General features: G+C 70.6%; 16 protein-coding genes and 1 pseudogene. 9 read left to right on the top strand and 8 right to left on the bottom strand.

Annotated elements, in window-relative coordinates; all coding sequences use genetic code 11:
* Positions 1-552: pseudogene (locus CLM62_RS50255) on the top strand (hypothetical protein); the annotation flags it as partial.
* A 432-nt stretch (positions 553-984) separates the two neighbouring features.
* On the top strand, positions 985-2,187 hold the full coding sequence (locus CLM62_RS27795) for an amino acid deaminase/aldolase (protein ID WP_095752648.1): 1,203 nt from the start codon (positions 985-987) through the stop codon (positions 2,185-2,187).
* Between the two features lie 16 nt (positions 2,188-2,203).
* On the opposite strand, the gene CLM62_RS27800 is transcribed toward CLM62_RS27795, so the two are convergent.
* Genes CLM62_RS27800 through CLM62_RS27815 form a run of 4 tightly spaced genes read right to left on the bottom strand, consistent with a single transcriptional unit; the run spans position 2,204 to position 6,686 of the window.
* Positions 2,204-3,109, bottom strand: coding sequence for a DUF2510 domain-containing protein (locus CLM62_RS27800; RefSeq protein ID WP_095752649.1), 906 nt, complete (start codon positions 3,107-3,109; stop codon positions 2,204-2,206).
* 27 nt (positions 3,110-3,136) lie between these two features.
* Complete coding sequence (locus CLM62_RS27805) at positions 3,137-3,919, bottom strand: 3-oxoacyl-ACP reductase (RefSeq protein WP_095752650.1); 783 nt, start codon at positions 3,917-3,919, stop codon at positions 3,137-3,139.
* Positions 3,916-5,307 carry an aldehyde dehydrogenase family protein gene (locus CLM62_RS27810; RefSeq protein WP_257004128.1) on the bottom strand — a complete coding sequence of 464 codons (1,392 nt, stop codon included), beginning with the start codon at positions 5,305-5,307 and terminating at the stop codon, positions 3,916-3,918. Before CLM62_RS27810 ends, CLM62_RS27805 begins: the two co-directional genes overlap by 4 nt.
* An 8-nt stretch (positions 5,308-5,315) precedes the next feature.
* Positions 5,316-6,686: a glutamine synthetase family protein gene (locus CLM62_RS27815; RefSeq protein ID WP_095752651.1), complete on the bottom strand. Its 1,371-nt coding sequence runs from the start codon at positions 6,684-6,686 to the stop codon at positions 5,316-5,318.
* Between the two features lie 86 nt (positions 6,687-6,772).
* On the opposite strand from CLM62_RS27815, the gene CLM62_RS27820 reads away from it, so the two are divergent.
* The 5 genes from CLM62_RS27820 (at position 6,773) to CLM62_RS27845 (ending at position 11,201) form a co-directional block, all read left to right on the top strand.
* Positions 6,773-7,507 carry a FadR/GntR family transcriptional regulator gene (locus tag CLM62_RS27820; RefSeq protein ID WP_095752652.1) on the top strand — a complete coding sequence of 245 codons (735 nt, stop codon included), beginning with the start codon at positions 6,773-6,775 and terminating at the stop codon, positions 7,505-7,507.
* Between the two features lie 73 nt (positions 7,508-7,580).
* Positions 7,581-8,276 carry a gamma-glutamyl-gamma-aminobutyrate hydrolase family protein gene (locus CLM62_RS27825; protein WP_095752653.1) on the top strand — a complete coding sequence of 232 codons (696 nt, stop codon included), beginning with the start codon at positions 7,581-7,583 and terminating at the stop codon, positions 8,274-8,276.
* Between the two features lie 448 nt (positions 8,277-8,724).
* Positions 8,725-9,294, top strand: a complete 570-nt coding sequence (locus CLM62_RS27830) for a helix-turn-helix domain-containing protein (protein ID WP_095752654.1) — start codon at positions 8,725-8,727, stop codon at positions 9,292-9,294.
* On the top strand, positions 9,291-10,010 hold the full coding sequence (locus CLM62_RS27835) for a helical backbone metal receptor (RefSeq protein ID WP_095752655.1): 720 nt from the start codon (positions 9,291-9,293) through the stop codon (positions 10,008-10,010). Before CLM62_RS27830 ends, CLM62_RS27835 begins: the two co-directional genes overlap by 4 nt.
* A gap of 255 nt (positions 10,011-10,265) precedes the next feature.
* Positions 10,266-11,201: a LysR family transcriptional regulator gene (locus CLM62_RS27845; RefSeq protein WP_095752656.1), complete on the top strand. Its 936-nt coding sequence runs from the start codon at positions 10,266-10,268 to the stop codon at positions 11,199-11,201.
* 203 nt (positions 11,202-11,404) lie between these two features.
* Here the strand turns inward: CLM62_RS27845 and CLM62_RS27850 are convergent, their stop codons facing one another.
* The 4 genes from CLM62_RS27850 to CLM62_RS27865 form a co-directional block, all read right to left on the bottom strand.
* Entirely contained in the window at positions 11,405-11,839 is a 435-nt protein-coding gene (locus CLM62_RS27850; RefSeq protein ID WP_095752657.1) for a hypothetical protein, read from the bottom strand.
* 26 nt (positions 11,840-11,865) lie between these two features.
* Positions 11,866-12,291, bottom strand: a complete 426-nt coding sequence (locus tag CLM62_RS49440; RefSeq protein ID WP_143659162.1) for a hypothetical protein — start codon at positions 12,289-12,291, stop codon at positions 11,866-11,868.
* 228 nt (positions 12,292-12,519) lie between these two features.
* Positions 12,520-15,144 carry an ABC transporter permease/substrate binding protein gene (locus tag CLM62_RS27860; RefSeq protein WP_095752659.1) on the bottom strand — a complete coding sequence of 875 codons (2,625 nt, stop codon included), beginning with the start codon at positions 15,142-15,144 and terminating at the stop codon, positions 12,520-12,522.
* Positions 15,137-16,225, bottom strand: coding sequence for a glycine betaine/L-proline ABC transporter ATP-binding protein (locus CLM62_RS27865; RefSeq protein WP_095752660.1), 1,089 nt, complete (start codon positions 16,223-16,225; stop codon positions 15,137-15,139). The genes CLM62_RS27860 and CLM62_RS27865 overlap by 8 nt, the downstream gene beginning before the upstream one ends.
* Before the next feature lie 194 nt (positions 16,226-16,419).
* On the opposite strand from CLM62_RS27865, the gene CLM62_RS27870 reads away from it, so the two are divergent.
* Both CLM62_RS27870 and CLM62_RS27875 read left to right on the top strand, forming a co-directional pair.
* The gene (locus CLM62_RS27870) at positions 16,420-17,349 is read left to right on the top strand and encodes a 5'-3' exonuclease H3TH domain-containing protein (protein ID WP_373559193.1); all 930 of its coding nucleotides are present in this window, start codon (positions 16,420-16,422) and stop codon (positions 17,347-17,349) included.
* A gap of 169 nt (positions 17,350-17,518) precedes the next feature.
* Positions 17,519-18,364, top strand: coding sequence for a siderophore-interacting protein (locus tag CLM62_RS27875; protein WP_095752662.1), 846 nt, complete (start codon positions 17,519-17,521; stop codon positions 18,362-18,364).
* Positions 18,365-18,586 lie beyond the last annotated feature (222 nt).

Below are 18,586 nucleotides of genomic sequence, written 5' to 3' on the forward strand. Positions count from 1 at the left end.
GGACCGTTCGCGGTCGGAGCCTCGCCCGAGCGAGGCGGTGCCGAGGACGACGCGGCCGGCCCGGCGTCCGGGCGAGGCGGCACCGCACCCGACGCCGCTGTACCGGCGCTCGAGCGGGGCGACCCGGCGTCCGGGCGAGGCGGTGCCGCGCTCGGCAGGGCCCCACCCGTGCTCTCCTGGCGCGTCTCGCGGCCCGCTGTCGGTGGTGTGTCCGGGAAGCGGGCCGAGGCCTTGGGCGGGGGTGGGGGTGCGGAGGTGGTGTTGCGGGGGGACGTGGCCCACGGGTTCGGGGAGCGGAGTCGGAAGGGCCGCGAGGTGGATCCCGGGCCGGCCCCGTCGGACTCGCTGCCGCGGTCGTCCTCGCTGCGCCGGGGCGCCGCGACGGCACCGGAGCCGTCACCGGCCGTCGACGCCCGGGCCGACGGCACGGTCGACCCGGCACCCGACGCCGATCCCGGCTCCGGAACGGCACCACGGGAGGTCGCCGGCCCCGGCTCGGTGTTCGCCTGCGCGGTCGGCAGTCCCGGCCCCGAAGACCCGCTGGACCACTGACGGCCCGCCTCACCGGTCCTCTGTCGCCCGGTCGCGTCGAACACCTGGCGATCTGATCCACCGGTTTCCTGCTGCCCGGTCCCGTCGAACCCCTGACGGCCCGCCGTCGGATTCCCCTGCGGGCCCGTTTCGTCGCCGTCCGCCTCTGCCGTCGTCGGCGGCTGGAGCGGGCGTGGAGGAATGGAGGCGCGGCGCGCTTCCGTGCTCATGCACCCCCCGTTTCCTCAGGCCCGGGCCGTCCCGGGCACGCATACCCGCATGGGGGGACCGGCATCCCGGCGCGGGCGTGCGACCGGGGGCGGAACGGTCCTCCGTGCGTGCGCGTCACTCTACGGGTTGTTCCTGGGCGAACGGGAACCAGTCCGCGAGGCCGGGGCATCTGCCCGGAACGTCCCCCTACCCTGCGGTAATCCTGTCTGGCAGGCTGCGTTCATGACTGCGCGCGCCGCCGACCGGGCCCGTTACGACCGGGCCACCGCCCATCTCGACGCCCCCCTCGCGATCGTGGACCTGGACGCCTTCGACGCCAACGCGGACGACCTCGTCCGCCGGGCCGGGGGCAAGCCGGTCCGGGTCGCCAGCAAGTCCGTACGCTGCCGGGCCCTGCTCGAACGCGTCCTGGCGAAGGACGGCTTCGCGGGCATCATGTCCTTCACCCTCGCCGAGTCCCTGTGGCTGGCGAGGAGTGGTTTCGACGACGTGCTGCTCGCCTATCCGTCCGCCGACCGCGCCGGGTACGCCGAGCTGGCCGCCGATCCCAAGCTGGCCGCCGCCGTGACCGTGATGGTCGACGACCCGGCGCAGCTCAGGCTCATCGACGAGGCGCGCGACGGCGGGCGTGAAGTGATCCGTGTCTGCCTGGAGTTGGACACCTCGCTCAAGCTGCTCGGGGGGCGGGTGCGGGTCGGGGCGCGTCGGTCGCCGCTGCACTCCCCCGCCCAAGTCGCCGACATGGCACGTGTCGTGGCCCGGCGGCCGGGGTTCAAGGTCGTCGGGATCATGGCGTACGAGGGCCATGTCGCAGGCGTCGGTGACGCCGTGGCCGGGCGGCCCCTGCGTTCGCGTGCCGTACGGCTGATGCAGGCCACCGCCCGCCGGGAACTCGCCGAGCGGCGTGGCGAGGTCGTGCGCGCGGTCCGGGCCGTGGTGCCGGACCTGGAGTTCGTCAACGGCGGCGGCACGGGCAGCGTGCAGCACACCGCCGCGGAGGACGCGGTCACCGAGATCGGCGCCGGGTCGGGGCTGTACGTACCGCGGCTGTTCGACAACTACACGTCGTTCAGCGGCCGTCCGGCCGCGCTGTTCGCCCAGCCCGTCGTACGGCGGCCGGGGGTCGGGGTCGTGACCGTCCTCGGCGGCGGTTATCCGGCCTCCGGTGCGGCCGGGCCGGACCGGCTGCCGGTGCCGTATCTGCCGGAAGGGCTGAAGTACGACCCCCAGGAGGGGCCCGGCGAGGTGCAGACGCCGCTGCTCGGCTCCCCGGCCGACGACCTGCTGATCGGCGACAAGGTGTGGTTCCGGCACGCCAAGGCCGGTGAGCTGTGCGAGCGGTTCGAGACGCTGCACCTGATCGAGGGGGACGCGGTGACGGGGACCGTCCCGACGTACCGGGGTGAGGGCCGCACGTTCCTGTAGGTCGGCTTCTTGCAGGTCAGCCGGCCGGGCCGAGGCTGCTGCCCACGCCGCCGCCCGTGTCCGCGTCGTCGATCGACCGGATCCCCTCGGTGATCCGGTCCATGTCGGCGAGCGGCGGTCCGTCCGGTCCCGCGTCGAAGACGAACCGCACCAGGACCGGCGACTCGCTGCCGACGCTGGACGGGAACACCAGCGACTGCACATAGCCGCCGGGCCCGTCGGCCGTCGTCACCTGCCGGCGCACGAGGTACCCGGCGCGTCCGGCCACTGCGACCTGCCCGGACTTGACGGTCTTGTGCGACTCGATGCCTCCGTAGAGGCGCCGGCCGAGTGCGTCGCGGTCGTAGGCGTCGTCGGTGGCCTTCGAGATGTCCTGCTTCGCGAGGGCCTCGGGGGACTTCTCGTCGTTCTCGGTCACCGTGCGCGAGAAGACCGTGCCGTGCCGGCAGATGCCGACGCCGGCCGGGCAGTCGTAGGTGCCGTCCGTGGTCATGACCACGTCGTCGTCGGCGACGTGCTGCGGCCTGACCCATCCGTCGGGCAACGGCAGGGTGATGCCGTTGAGTTCGTCGACGACGACGGCCGGGTCGTCGGCGGACGGCTCGGAGGTGGTCGGCGAGGGGGCGGGGGAGGCTGTGGACGCGGTGGGCGTGGAGGACGTCGCCGCGGGGTCCGCCACCGTGCCGCCGCCGTCGTCGTCCGCGCCGAGTACGGCCACTCCCGTGACGATCGCGGCGACGAGCACGACCCCGGCGATCGTGAGGGCGACGACGGCCTTCGCGCGTCCGGAGGCCCCGCCGGCCGGCTGCGGCGGCCCGGGTGCCTCGGGGGCACGCCGGTGTTCGGTCCACGCGGTCCCGTCCCACCAGCGCTCCAGGTGGGGAGCGTGGGGGTCGGCGTACCAGCCGGGCGGGGGCGTCATGCTCATTCCGGCACTGTAGGGCGAGCCCTACAGCGGTGTGACGTACGCCCCCGAGATTCCGCCGTCGACCAGGAAGTCGGTGGCGTTCACGAAGGAGGAGTCGTCGCTGGCCAGGAAGGCGACGGCGGCGGCGATCTCCTCGGCCTCGGCGAACCGGCCGAGCGGGATGTGGACGAGCCGGCGGGCGGCACGCTCGGGGTCCTTCGCGAACAGTTCCTGGAGCAGCGGGGTGTTCACCGGTCCGGGGCACAGGGCGTTGACCCGGATGCCCTCCCGCGCGAACTGCACGCCCAGTTCGCGGGACATGGCGAGGACGCCGCCCTTGGACGCGGTGTACGAGATCTGCGAGGTCGCCGCGCCCATCCGGGCCACGAAGGACGCCGTGTTGATGATGGAGCCCTTGCCCTGGCGCCGCATGTAGGGGATCGCGGCCTTGCAGCACAGGTAGACGGACGTGAGGTTGACCTCCTGGACGCGCTTCCAGGCCTCCAGGCCGGTCTCCAGGATGGAGTCGTCGTCGGGCGGGGAGATGCCGGCGTTGTTGAAGGCGATGTCGACGCTGCCGTAGGTGTCGTACGCCGTCTTGAACAGCGCCTCGACCTGCTCGGGGTCGGTGACGTCGACCTTCACGAAGGTCCCGCCGGCCTCTTCGGCGGCGGCCTTGCCGCGCACCTCGTCCACGTCGCCGCAGACGACGTGCGCGCCCTCGGAGGCGAGCCGGCGTGTGGTGGCGAGACCGATGCCGCTGCCGGCTCCGGTCACGACGGCGGTACGGCCCACGAGGCGGCGGCAGATGATTTCTTCGGTCACTGTGCGGGGCCCTCCGTGCTGATGAAGACGTTCTTGGTTTCGGTGAAGGCGGTGAGGGCGTCCGGGCCGAGTTCGCGGCCGATGCCGGACTGCTTGTAGCCGCCGAAGGGGGTCCAGTAGCGGACGCTGGAGTGGGAGTTGACGGACAGGTTGCCGGCGCGGACCGCCTGCGAGACGCGCAGGGCGCGGCCGACGTCCCGGGTCCAGATGGAGCCGGAGAGGCCGTAGTCGGTGGCGTTCGCGAGCCGGATCGCCTCCGCCTCGTCCTCGAAGGGCAGGACCACGGCGACCGGGCCGAAGACCTCCTCGACGGCCACGCGCGCGTGCGGGTCGACTCCGGTCAGGACGGTGGGCGGGAACCAGAAGCCGGGGCCTTCGGGGGCCTTGCCGCGGATGCCTTCGGCGTCGTCGGAGACGTACGAACGCACGCGGTCCAGTTGGACCCGGGAGATCAGGGGGCCCATGTCCGTCCGCTCGTCCGCCGGGTCGCCCACCAGGACCGACTCGATCGCGGGGCCGAGGAGGTCGAGGAAACGGTCGTAGGAGGAGCGCTGGACGAGGATGCGGGTGCGGGCGCAGCAGTCCTGGCCGGAGTTGTCGAGGAAGGACATGGGGGCGGCGGACGCGGCGGCTTCGAGGTCGGCGTCGGCGAAGACGATGTTGGGGCTCTTGCCGCCGAGTTCGAGGGTGACGCGCTTGAGGAGGGCTGACCCCTTGGCCAGCACCTGTTTGCCCACGGCCGTCGACCCGGTGAAGACGATCTTCGCCACGCCGGGGTGCTCGACGAGCGCGTTGCCCGCGACGGGGCCGTGGCCGGGCAGCACCTGGAACAGGCCCTCGGGCAGGCCGGCCTCCAGGGCGAGTTCGGCCAGGCGCAGGGCGGTGAGCGGGGTCGTCTCGGCGGGCTTGAGGATGACCGCGTTGCCGGCGGCGAGGGCCGGGGCGGTGCCCCAGGCCGCGATGGGCATGGGGAAGTTCCAGGGGGCGATCACGCCGACGACGCCCAGCGGTTCGAGGATCGTGACGTCGAGGCCGCCGGGCACCGGGATCTGTCGTCCGGTCAACCGCTCCACTCCCCCGGCCGCGTAGTCGAGCAGGTCGCGGACGTTGCCCGCCTCCCAGCGGGCGTTGCCGACGGTGTGTCCGGCCTCGCGGACCTCCAGCCGCGCCAGCTCCTCGAGGTGTTCGTCGACTGTCGTCGCGAACCGGCGCAGCAGGCGGGCGCGGTCGCCGGGTGCCAGGGCGGCCCACTGGGCCTGTGCCCGCGTGGCGCGTACGACGGCCGCGTCGACGTCGGCCTCGGTGGCGCCGGGGACGGTGGCGACGACCTCCTCGGTCGCCGGGTTCAGTACTTCGAGCTCGTACTCGTGGGACAACTCGGGGGACAAGTAGGGCCTCACAGGCGTTCGAAGGAGCGGCGGAGTTCCCAGTCGGTCACCGCGGCGTCGAACGCGTCCAGTTCGACGCGCGCCATGTTGCGGTAGTGCGCGACCACCTCGTCGCCGAAGGCGGCCTTGGCGATCGGGCTGTTCTCCCAGAGTTCGGCGGCCTCGCGGAGTGTCGTGGGGACGTGCGCGAAGTCGGCGGCGTAGGCGTTGCCGGGACAGGGCTCGGGCAGCTCCAGCTTCTGCTCGATGCCGTACAGGCCGGCCGCCACGAGTCCGGCCACGGCGAGGTGCGGATTGACGTCGCCGCCGGGCAGCCGGTTCTCGAAGCGCAGGGAGCGGCCGTGGCCGACGACCCGCAGGGCGCAGGTGCGGTTGTCGTACCCCCAGGCAACGGCGGTCGGGGCGAAGGAGCCGGGCTGGAAGCGCTTGTAGGAGTTGATGTTGGGGGCGTAGAGGAGCGAGAAGTCGCGGAGTGCGGCGAGCTGTCCGGCGAGGAAGTACCGCATGGCGTCCGACATGCCGCCCTCGTCCTGGGGAGAACCCGCCATCGCGTTGTTGCCGGCGGCGTCCGCGAGCGAGAGGTGGATGTGGCAGGAGTTGCCCTCGCGCTCGTTGTACTTGGCCATGAAGGTGAGCGAGACACCCTCCTGGGAGGCGATCTCCTTGCTGCCGGTCTTGTAGATGGCGTGCTGGTCGCAGGTGACCAGGGCGTCGTCGTAGCGGAAGGCGATCTCGTGCTGGCCGGGGTTGCACTCGCCCTTGGCGGACTCGACGGTGAGACCGGCGGCCGCCATCTCGTTGCGGATGCGGCGCAGCAGGGGCTCGATCCGGCCGGTCCCGAGCACCGAGTAGTCGATGTTGTACTGGTTGGCCGGTGTGAGCCCTCTGTAGTTCGCGTCCCAGGCCTGCTCGTAGGTGTCCTTGAAGACGATGAACTCCAGCTCGGTGCCGACCTGGGCGGTGTAGCCGTACTCGGCGAGGCGTTCCAGCTGGCGGCGCAGGATCTGGCGGGGGGCGGCGACGACCGGGGAGCCGTCGTTCCAGGCGAGGTCGGCGATGAGCATGGCCGTGCCCTCGTTCCAGGGGACGCGGCGCAGGGTGCTCAGGTCGGGGTGCATGGCGAAGTCGCCGTAACCACGGTCCCAGGAGGACATCGCGTAGCCGTCGACGGTGTTCATCTCCGTGTCGACGGCAAGGAGGTAGTTGCAGCCCTCGGTGCCGTGGTGGAGGACCTCGTCGAGGAAGAAACGGGCGGCGAACCGCTTGCCCTGAAGCCGCCCTTGCATGTCGGGAAAGGCCAGGACGACAGTGTCGATCTCACCGCCCGCGACGAGGGCGTGCAGCTCCTCGACGCCGAGCGGGGGTGTGCGGTCTGCCACGGGAAAGCCTCCTTCGGCTTCTTCGGTCAGCCGGAAGCCCTAAGGTATTGGTGAGAACCATTGCTTGGGAAGGGGGGCACGGCCATATGTCGGTGGACGCTGACGGCGGCCCGGACGACCGGCTGACCCCGGTGCTGCGCCCGGTGCGGGCGGGCAACGGCTTCGAGGAGGCCCTGGAGCAGATCCTCCAGGTCGTACGGCTCGGCCTGGTGCCGGGCGGGGAACGGCTGCCCGCGGAGCGGGAGCTGGCGGAGCGGCTCGGGATCAGCCGGGTGACGCTGCGCGAGGTGCTGAAGGTGCTCCAGGACCAGGGCCTGGTCGAGTCGCGGCGCGGGCGGTACGGCGGAACGTTCGTCCTGCCCCGCACGGACGCGGGCGGCGAGGACGAGCTGCGGCGACGGATATCCGCGGTCGACATCGAGGACGTCCTGCGCTTTCGGGAGGTCCTCGAGGTGGGCGCGGCGGGCCTGTGCGCGACGCACGGCCTGTCCGCGGAGCAGGCGGACCGGCTGCGGGAGGCGCTGGCCGCCACGCAGGACGCGCCGCTGACCGAGTACCGCCGCCTGGACACGCTGCTCCACCTCACCCTGGCCGAGCTGTGCGGCTCGCCGACGCTGACCGCGCAGTACGCGGCGGCACGGGCGTCGGTGAACGACCTGCTCGACTGCATCCCGCTCCTCGTACGCAACCTGGAGCACTCGCAGCGCCAGCACACCGCGCTGGTCGAGTCGGTGCTCGACGGGGACGCGGACGGGGCGCGGGAGATGATGCGGGAGCACTGCGCGGGGACGGCGGCGCTGTTGCGGGGGTTCCTGGCGTGAGCGGCAAGAGCGCCCTTGCCGTCCGGGGTGACACTCGGCAAAGGTATAGGTGTAATCCATTGCGGGAGGGCGCATGGCGGACAGGCCGTTGATCGGGATCAGTACCTACCTGGAGGCCGGGGCGCGCTGGGGCGTGTGGGAGCTGGAGGCCGCGCTGCTGCCCGCCGGGTATCCGCGGCTCGTGCAGCGGTCGGGCGGGCTGGCCGCGATGCTCCCGCCGGACGCGCCGGAGCACGCCACCGCGACGGTCACCCGCCTCGACGGCCTGGTGATCGCGGGCGGCCCGGACGTCGAGCCGGTCCGCTACGGCGCCGAGACCGACCCCCGCACCGGGCCGCCCGCGCGCGCCCGGGACACCTGGGAGCTCGCGCTCATCGACGCGGCGCTGACGGCGGGCGTCCCGCTCCTCGGCATCTGCCGGGGCATGCAGCTGCTGAACGTCGCGCTGGGCGGCACGCTCGTGCAGCACATCGAGGGGCACGCGGAGGTCCCCGGCGTCTTCGGCCGGCACCTCGTGAAGCCGGTGCCGGGGACGTCGTACGCCGACGTCGTCCCGGAGGAGACGTCCGTGCCGACGTTTCACCACCAGGCCGTGGACCGCCTCGGCACGGGCCTGGTCCCGTCGGCGCACGCGGCGGACGGGACGGTCGAGGCCGTGGAGCTCCCCGGCGCCCGCTGGGTAGTGGGCGTGCAGTGGCACCCGGAGATGGGTGAGGACCTGCGGGTCATGCGCGCACTGGTCGAGGCTGCCTCTGGCACCGCTCCCTGAGCCGCCGTTCTCTGAGCCGCGAGCACGGGATGAATCCGGCCAACCACATAGCGCTACACCACTGCCCAGACTTCACCGCTTTGTCGATCGGTCCGGCCCCCGGGCCTGGGACACGGGCGGGAACACGGACGGCCGCTCGCGCATTGAACTGAAAGGCAGCGCTCGTTCGCCCGTCCCGCGCCCGCCGTGCTCACCGGCCCGGACGGCCGTCCAGCGCTGCTGGTCAGCCTCTTCGTCCCGGAGAGGGAATCCGCTCCCGGCCAGGCCCGGCGGCTGATCCACTGGCGCGAACTGTGAGGTCCGAGGACACCCAATGTGACATCGATGTGACGGCCGCATGAAACGGTTTGCCGAACATGCGTAAGGTGCAGACAACTCATCAGAAGCGGTGCGCCGTGGCCGGCGCGCACGGGAAGCGCGACGACGAGCGAAGGAGGGAGCCGGAGCGATGGGCGACTACAAAGAGCAGCCTCTTCGGGTGGGCGCGGCCGTACGGCGTCGGCGCCGGTCGCTGGAGCTCACCCTCGCCGTCGTGGCCGAGCGCAGCGGCCTGTCGGTCCCCTTCCTGAGCCAGATCGAGAACGAGCGGGCACGGCCCAGCAGAAGCTCCCTGGAGAAGGTCGCCGACGCCCTGCGCACCACCGCCGTCGAACTCCTCGCCGCCGCCGACCCGGCGTGCAGCGTCGATGTCGTACGCGCGGAGGGCATCGAGGCGGCGCTCGCGCCCCAGGTGCGTTCCCTGGTGCGCGGTCACCATCAGATGCATGCCTCGGAGTTCACCGGCGACCATGACGCGGGCCGCGAATTCCAGTACCGCAACGACCAGTTGATGTACGTCGCCGACGGCGGCGTGGAGATCGAGGCGGAGGGCCGCGCCTACCGTCTAGGCCGCGGCGACACCCTGTATCTCACCGGCGGGGTCCGCCACCGCTGGCGGGCGACGGTGGCGGACACCCGCGTGGTCGTCGTCGCGGTGGCCGAGCACATCGAGGCGGTTCACGACCGGCCACGCCAGTGAGGGTCGTCTCGCTCGTCCCGTCACTCACGGAAGCCGTCGCGGCGACGGTCTCCGGCACCCTGGTCGGCGCCACCGACTGGTGCACGCACCCGACGGACCTGGACGTCGCCCGAATCGGTGGTACCAAGAACCCGAAGGTCGACCGGATCGTCGCCCTCGCCCCCGACCTGGTGATCGCCAACGAGGAGGAGAACCGCGCCCCCGACCTGGCCGCCCTGCGCGCGGCAGGCATCGAGGTACTGGTGACCGAGGTACGCGACGTACCGCGGGCGTTCGAGGAACTCGCACGCGTGCTCCAGGCGTGCGGGGCGACGGCCCGGCCGCGCTGGCTGGACGAGGCGGAGCAGGCCTGGTCGGCGCTGCCACCACCGGCACACCGCACGACAGCGGTCGTACCGATCTGGCGCCGGCCGTGGATGGTGGTGGGCCGGGAGACGTTCGCGGGCGACGTCCTGTCCCGCCTGGGTGTCGACCACCTGTACGCGACGCACACCGAGCGCTATCCACGCATCCCCGTCGAGCAGCTCCGGGCGGCGGCACCGGACGTGGTCGTGCTCCCGGACGAGCCGTACCGCTTCGCGGCCGACGACGGTCCGGAGGCCTTCCCGGGTCTGCCGTGCGCGCTGGTCAGCGGCCGGCACCTGACATGGTACGGACCGTCGCTGGCCGAGGCACCACGGGTGCTGGGCGAGGCGCTGCGAGCAGCTCGCCGTTGACCAGGCCGCGCACGGTGTGCAGGGCAGTGGTGGCCCAGACGGCGACCAGGACGACGTACAGCCCGACCGCGAGCCGGCCGTAGGCGAGTGTGCGCGGGAAGGGCGACTCCCGCGGTGGCGACGACGGCGGTGCCCATGACGGAGGCGCACCAATTCGGCCCGAGGTGACGGATGGCGGTGACCATGTGTCCACCGTCTCGTCGGTGAACGCCCCCGACCAGGGAGTATGACTCCATCAAGGCATAAGGTGTCTTTATGAGCGGCGTTGGGGAACAGCAGAACGGCCGGTCCATGGCCGGTGGCTCGCTGGCGCACCGGGTGCCGGATCTCGGGGCGCTGGAACTGCTGCTGGCGGTGGCGCGGCTCGGGAGTCTCGGCGGGGCGGCGCGCGAAGTGGGCATCACCCAGCCAGCGGCCAGCAGCCGGATCCGCTCGATGGAACGCCAGTTGGGCGTCGCACTGGTGGACCGTTCACCGCGCGGCTCCCGGCTCACGGACGCCGGGGCGCTCGTGACGGACTGGGCGCGGCGGATCGTGGAGGCGGCCGAGGCGTTCGACGCGGGAGCGCAGGCGCTGCGGGACCGCCGCGACTCGCGGCTGCGCGTGGCGGCCAGCATGACGATCGCCGAGTACCTGCTGCCGGGCTGGCTGCTCGCGCTGCGCGCCCAGCGGCCGGACACGGCGGTGTCGCTGCTGGCGGGCAACTCGGCGGCGGTGGCGGAGCGGCTGCTGGCGGACGAGGCGGACCTCGGATTCGTGGAGGGGCTCACCGTGCCGACGGGCCTCGACTCCGTGGTGATCGCCCACGACCACCTGATCGTGGTGACGGCACCCAAGCATCCCTGGGCGCGTCGGCGCCGCCCGCTGGAGGCGTCGGAACTGGCGGCGACGCCGTTGATCCTGAGGGAGAAGGGATCGGGGACACGGCAGGTGCTGGACGCCGCGCTGGGCGGGCTGGCCCGGCCGTTGATCGAGCTGTCGTCCACGACGGCGGTGAAGGCGGCGGCCGTGAGCGGGGCGGGGCCGGCGGTACTCAGCGAACTGGCCGTGGGCGAGGAGTTGGCGATGCGCCGCCTGGTGAGGGTGCCGCTGGAGGACGTGTCGCTGGCGCGAGATCTGAGGGCGGTGTGGCCGACGGGGCACCGACCGGTGGGACCGGCACGGGAATTGCTGTCGCTGACGCGAGGATAGGGAAGCGTTCCGGGAAGGTGGGCCCCACCCCGGGCTGACGCCGGATGGAGCCGGGAGCAGCCGGGGGAAGCCAGGTGCAGCCGGGCGGAGCCGGGAGCAGCCGGGAGCAGCCAGGAGCAGCCGGGAGCAGCCAGGAGCAGCCGGGACCAGCCGGGCGGAGCCAGGAGCAGCCGGGACCAGCCGGGCGGAGCCCACCTCGCCCCTCAGGACGCCTTGGAGCCCGTGGCCGGTCCGGCGTCACCGTTGAGCTTCGGCGTGCTGCCGTCGAACTCGATCCCGCGGAACGTGATCGTGCGGCTCTCGCCGATCGTGTCGGACCACCCGCATCGGGTCCAGCCGGCCGACGGCCCCAGGTAGTCGTGGCACTCGTAGTCCCAGACGTCGGTCTCACCGTCGCCGAAACCCCAGCCGCCGACGGCGTGGTGGCCGTCCGCCTGTTCGTCCCGCACCCAGATGACGTCTCCCGCCTTCTGGAAACAGACGGTGACCCCCTTGCCCACCGAGCACGGAGCGCCGCTCGGCGGGGCGGAGCCGTCCTTGGCCGTCTGCTTGACGGACTCGGTCGCCAGTGCGGGCGTGGCAGCCAGGACGACCGCGGTCACCATGGCTCCCGCCACTGTCAGGATCCTGCTGTTCATGATTGCCGGTCTCCTCTGCGGGCGGGTCAGGAGGTGGGAGCGATCGTCTGCGGGCTGGCCCCATTGGGGACGATCTGGTCGCCGTCCATCGTCATCGGCCAGATGGTGATGTTCTTGTTCTCGGCGATGACGCCGGAGAGCCCGTCGCACACCGTCCAGCCGGCGGCCTTGCCCGCGTGGTCGTGGCAGACCCGGTCGTCGCTCGCGCTGCCACCGGTGAGCCACCAGTGGACGGCGGCGTGGTAGCTGTCGGCGCGGGTGTCCCGCACCCAGATCTCGTCGCCTTCCTTGACGAAACAGCCCTCGGCCCAGCCGCCCGTGGCGCACGCCGCCCCGGCCGGAGGCCCGCCGGAGACATTCCGTGCCGTATAACCGCCGGCGGCGAATGAAGTCCCCGTGGCCAGAACAGTGGCGAGAAAGGCAGAGCCGATTACAGTCGCGCTTCTCTTCAACGCGTCCCCCTTCAATGGTCGGGCACGGGGAAATCCCCGGGAATATCCGACCCGACGCCCCCCGCGCAGCAAAAATCTCCCACATCGGGCGAGAGTGGATCAACCTCTGAAGGGAGCAGGACGAAAAATGGGTGGAATGGTTTCCAAAGTTTCACGGAAACCATTCCACCCACACCTCCGAGGCGTATCCGGAGGCGAAAACCAATCGTCAGGAGTCAGGCCACAGGATCAGGCCACCGGAGCCAGCTTGTCCTCAAGTCCCGGCTGAGCGTCCAGCCACTTCCTCGCGGACGCCTTCTCGTTCCCGGCGCCTCCCTTTTGTATCTCCACCTCGAGGGACGCGAGCTGTTCCTCGGTGAGCTTGAAATTCTTCAGCCAGCCGGCGAACTCCGGGAATTCCTCGCTGAAGCCCTTGTGCGCGACGGTGTGGATCTGTTCGCCCTTGCCCCAGGCCTCTTCCGGGTCCTTGAGTTTCTTCAGGTCGTACTTCCCGTACGCCCAGTGCGGCGTCCACAGCGTCACCACCACCGGCTCACGCTTCTTGATCGACCGGTCCAGCTCCGCCAGCATCGACGACGTACTCGACGACACGACCTTGTACTCGCCCTGAAGCCCATAGGCCTTCAGGACCTTCGAGTTCAGCGTCCCCATCATCCCGGCGCTCGCCTCGATACCGATGATCTTGCCGCCGAACTTCTTCCCCTGACCCTTCAGATCCGCCAGCGAATCAATGCCCTTCACATACGACGGAACCGTCAACTCGAGCGACGTCGGCCCGTACCACGAACCGAGATCCTCCAACTGGCCTTTGTAGCGGTCCACGTACTGCTTGTGCGTGGTCGGCAGCCAGCCGTCCAGTTGGACGTCCATCTGCCCCTGGGCGAGCGAGGTGTAGAGCGGTCCGGGATCGAGCTGCTCGACGTTGGGCTTGTAGCCGCGGTCCTCCAGGATGTTCTGCCAGAGGTAGGTGGCGGCGATGGCCTCGTCCCACGGGAAGTAGCCCATGTCGACCGTCTTCCCCGCGTCCTTGCCCTGCGCCTTCGTGCCCCCGGCGACCGGGGCGAGCTGGTCGACCAGGCCGGGGTTCTTCTTGAGCCACGTGCGCACGCCGTCCTGCTCGGCGCCCTCGCCCGCGGCGCGGATGTCGTTCTCCAGGCTGGTCAGTTGCTGCTCGGTGAGCTTGAAGTCCTTCAGCCACTGCGCGACGACCGGGTCCTTCTGGCTGAAGCCCTTGTGCGCGACGGTGTGGATCTGTTCGCCCTTGCCCCAGGCGCCTTCCGGGTCCTTGAGCTTCTTCAGGTCGTACTTCCCGTACGCCCAGTGCGGCGACCACAGCGTCACCACCACCGGCTCACGCTTCTTGATCGACCGGTCCAGCTCCGCCAGCATCGACGACGTACTCGACGACACCACCTTGTACTCGCCCTGAAGCCCATAGGCCTTCAGGACCTTCGAGTTCAGCGTCCCCATCATCCCGGCACTCGCCTCGATACCGATGATCTTGCCGCCGAACTTCTTCCCCTGACCCTTCAGATCCGCCAGCGAATCAATGCCCTTCACATACGACGGAACCGTCAACTCGAGCGACGTCGGCCCGTACCACGAACCGAGATCCTCCATCTGGGAGCTGTACTTGTCCCAGTACGCCTTGTGTGTCGTGGGCAGCCAGGCGTCGGTCTGGAAGTCGATGTCCCCCCGGGCCACGCCGGAGTAGAGCGGTCCCGGGTCGAGCTGCTTGACGTCCGTCTCGTAGCCGCGCTCCTCCAGGAGCTCCTTCCACAGGTACGTCGTCGCGGTCCCCTCGTCCCAGGGGATGTAGCCCATGTTGATCTTCTTGCCCTGGCCGACGTTCGTACCGGCCCCGGCGACCTGCTGGGAGTCGTCGGAGCCCGCCAGGTTCATGCCGCCCGCGACGAGCGCGAGAACCACGACGCCGATGACCGCGACCGCGGCGTTCGGCTTGTAACGCGTGAACTTCACGCGCCCCGCGGCGACGGCGGCCGCCTTGGCCGCCGCCCGGCGGCCGAGCGGGGACACCCGCTCGCCCAGTGCTCCGGTCATGCGGTCCAGGTACATGGCGAGGATGACGACCGCCACACCGCTCTCGGCGGCCAGGCCGACCCGGAGCTGGGTGATCGCGGAGTAGACCTGCTCACCGAGGCCGCCGGCCCCCGCCATGCCGCCGATGACGACCATCGACAGGGACAGCATGATGACCTGGTTGACCCCGGCCATGATCGTCGGCAGCGCGAGCGGCAGCTGCACCCGGGTCAGGGTGGTGCGCGGGCTGGTGCCGAACGCGTCGGCCGCCTCGATCAGTTCGCCGTCCACCTGCCGGATGCCCAGTTCGGTCATCCGGACACCCGGTGGCATGGCGAAGATGATCGTCGCGAGGAGACCGGGGGTGGTACCGACGCCGAAGAACATGACGCCAGGGATGAGGTAGATGAAGGCCGGCATCGTCTGCATGACGTCGAGTACCGGCCGCAGTTGGGCACTGACCCGATCGCTGCGGGCGGCCCAGATGCCCAGGGGAACCGCGATCACGACGGTGATGACCGCGGCGACGAGAACGAGGGACAAGGTGTCCATCGCGTCGTCCCACAACCCGAGGGAGTCGATCAGGGCCATGCCGACGAAGGCCAGCACACCGGGCAGCAGACCGCGCAGCCAGCACGCGATCACGGCGAGGATGCCCGCCATCAACAGCGGTTCCCCACCACCGAGTACGGCATCGACGCCGTCGTACATGCCGCCGAGCACGGCCTTGACGACATCGAACAAGAAGCTCAGATGGGACTGCAGCCAGTCCACCAGGTCTTCGACCCAGTCACCGAAGTGAAGTCTAGGCATTCTCGATCACCTTCCCGTCGCGGGTTCCGCGCGGGTTGTCGCAGGGTTCGGGCTCGCCCTGCTGGTCGCCGAGGAAGCCGACGAGGCGTTGTCGCGGTACGCGACCGACGAGTTTCCGTGTCGCGTCGACGACTGCCACGGGGTGCGTCAGGCGGGCGCTGATCGCGCAGAGTTCGGTGAACGGTGTGTCCGGCGTCGCGGTCTCGCAGCCGCAGCTGACCTCGTCACCGCGTATGTCCTTGTCCATGACGGCGGACGCGGTCAGCACACGGGAGCGGTCGACGTCCTGGATGAAGGAGGCGACGTAGTCGTTCGCGGGGCGGATGAGGATGTCCTCCGCGGTGCCGATCTGGACGATGCGGCCATCACGCATGACGGCGATGCGATCGCCCAGGCGCATGGCCTCGTTGAGGTCGTGGGTGATGAAGACGATGGTCTTCTTGAGCTTCCTCTGGAGCTCGATCAGCTGGTCCTGCATGTCACGGCGGATCAGCGGGTCCAGCGCGCTGAAGGACTCGTCCATGAGGAGCAGGTCGGCGTTGGTGGCCAGGGCGCGGGCCAGGCCCACGCGCTGCTGCATACCGCCGGACAGCTCGTCCGGCCAGGACTTCTCCCAGCCGGCCAGTCCGCACATGGCCAGTGCCTCGGTGGCACGCTCCTCGCGCTCGGCGCGGGGGACGCCCTGGTTGCACAGGCCGTAAGCGGCGTTCTCCACGACGTTTCGGTGCGGGAAGAGCGCGAAGTGCTGGAAGACCATGCTGATCTTGTTCGCGCGCACCTCACGCAGTTCGCGGTCGGTGAGCGCGGTGAGGTCCTGGCCGTCGAAGCGGACGTGCCCCGCGGTCGGCTCCAGGAGGCCGTTGAGCATACGCAGCAGCGTGGACTTTCCGGAGCCGGACAGGCCCATGACGACGAAGGTCTCGCCCGGTTCCACGGTGAAAGAGGCGTCGACCACGGCCGCGGTGGTGCCGTCGGCGCGCAGTTCCTCCCGGTCGGCTCCCTTTCGGAGCTGCTCGACTGCGTCGTCCGGTCGTTTGCCGAACACCTTGTAAAGCCTCTCGGCCTCAAGTCTGGCTGACACGCGTACCTCTTGTCTCGGCGGCAAGAAAGGGGAGACGAAGGGCCGCAAACTGTTGAATGCGCAACCGGCATCGCTCCGAGGCGGCGCCTGCCCGAACGCTTGGGGGTCAAACGCAGGCGTGCCCCAGTTCACATGACGTTTACCTCTGCCCATGATGTTGCCGTCTGCGGTCGGTGTCAGTGCCGTACGGCATGATGCGAGGCGTGACCGGACGACTGATGCTCCTCGACACCGCCTCGCTCTACTTCCGCGCCTACTTCGGCGTGCCGGAGTCCGTGAAGTCCCCGGACGGCACACCGGTGAACGCCGTGCGCGGGCTGCTGGACTTCATCGACCGCCTGGTCAAGGACCATCGTCCGGACCATCTGGTGGCGTGCATGGACGCGGACTGGCGGCCCCAGTGGCGGGTCGAGCTGATTCCCTCGTACAAGGCGCATCGCGTTGCCGAGGAGCACGAAGTGGGCCCGGACGAGGAGGAGGTGCCCGACACGCTGTCGCCGCAGGTGCCCATCATCGAGGCAGTCCTCGACGCGCTGGGCATCGCGCGCGTGGGCGTGGCGGGGTACGAGGCGGACGACGTGATCGGCACGTTCACCGCGCGGGCCAAGGGACCGGTCGACATCGTCACCGGCGACCGCGACCTGTATCAGCTGGTGGACGACGCACGTGGGGTGCGTGTGCTGTATCCGCTCAAGGGCGTCGGCACACTGCAGACCACCGACGAGGCCGTGCTGCGGGAGAAGTACGGGGTCGACGGCAGGGGGTACGCGGATCTTGCGCTGCTGCGCGGCGACCCGAGCGACGGCCTGCCGGGCGTGCCCGGCATCGGCGAGAAGACGGCTGCCAAGCTGCTGGCCGAGTTCGGCGACCTGGCCGGGATCATGGCCGCGGTCGACGATCCGAAGGCCAGGCTCACGCCGTCGCAGCGCAAGCGGCTCGACGAGTCACGGCCGTATATGGCGGTGGCGCCGAAGGTCGTGAAGGTCGCGGACGACGTCCCGCTGCCGGACGTCGACACGATCCTGCCGCGTACGCCGCGCGATCCCGCGGCGCTGGACGCGCTGGCGGTCCACTGGGGACTGGGCGGGTCGTTGCAGCGACTGCTGGCGACTCTCGTGGCGTAATCGAAGATCTCGTGGCGCAATCAAAGATCTCGCCGTCGTGAGCGACATTCGCGCCCGGCGGGAGCAAAGTTCTACTCAAGAGGTCGAGAGACCTCTCATATGGGGGTCTTCACCGTGGGGGAAGGTGCTAACTTAGGTAAGCCTAAGCACAGGGATCAGGGAGGCCGCCATGGCAGAACGACCGGGACGCACGCCGCGGAAACCCCACTCCGCGCAGGTCGTCCGTACCGAACGGCTGACCCCGCACATGCAGCGCGTGGTGCTCGGCGGCGAGGGCCTGGCCGACTTCTCGGCGGACACCTGCACCGACCACTATGTGAAGCTGCTGTTCCCGGCCGAGGGCGTGACCTATCCTGAGCCCTTCGACATGCAGCGCATCCGAGAAGAGTTCCCCCGCGAGCAGTGGCCCGTGACGCGGACGTACACGGTGCGCGCCTGGGACGCCCAACACCGCGAGCTGACCCTGGACTTCGTGATCCACGGCGACGAGGGGCTCGCCGGACCGTGGGCCCTGCGCGCCCAGCCGGGCGAGACCGTGTGGTTCATGGGCCCCGGCGGCGCCTACGCCCCCGACCCGGCCGCCGACTGGCATCTGCTCGTCGGCGACGAGAGCGCGCTGCCCGCGATCGCCCGTTCCCTGGAGGCGCTGCCCGACGGCGCCCGCACCCATGCCTTCGTCGAGGTCGCCGGGCCGGAGGAGGAGCAGAAGATCGACTCCGATGTGGAGGTCGTCTGGCTGCACCGCGGTGACCGGCCCATCGGCGAGGCGCTGGCCGAGGCGGTACGGGCGCTGGAGTTCCCCGAGGGCCGCGTGCACGCGTTCGTGCACGGCGAGGCGGCCTGGGTGAAGGAGCTGCGCCGGCTGCTGCGGGTCGAGCGCGGGGTCCCGCGCGAGGACCTGTCGATCTCCGGCTACTGGCGCCTCGGCCACAACGAGGACGGCTGGCAGGCCGCCAAACGGGACTGGAACGCGCGCATCGAGGCGGAGCAGGAGGGGGCGGCACCGGCCGCCTGAGCAGACCTGCCAGGGGCGGCACCTTCAAGGGTGCCGCCCCTTTACCGTGCCCGCCCAAAGCGGATCAATGAGCGGACCAATGAGGGATCGACGAGCGGATGACAACTGATCCGCGTCGCGATTCGGCGAGTACCGGCAAGAGCGTGAGGACTTGGGCCCGCACCCGACACTCCGACGTCACGCACGCGAAACAGCCCCTCCCTAATTTCTGTCACCCGACAG

This window comes from Streptomyces sp. SA15 (genome assembly GCF_002291145.1).
Lineage (GTDB): Bacteria > Actinomycetota > Actinomycetes > Streptomycetales > Streptomycetaceae > Streptomyces.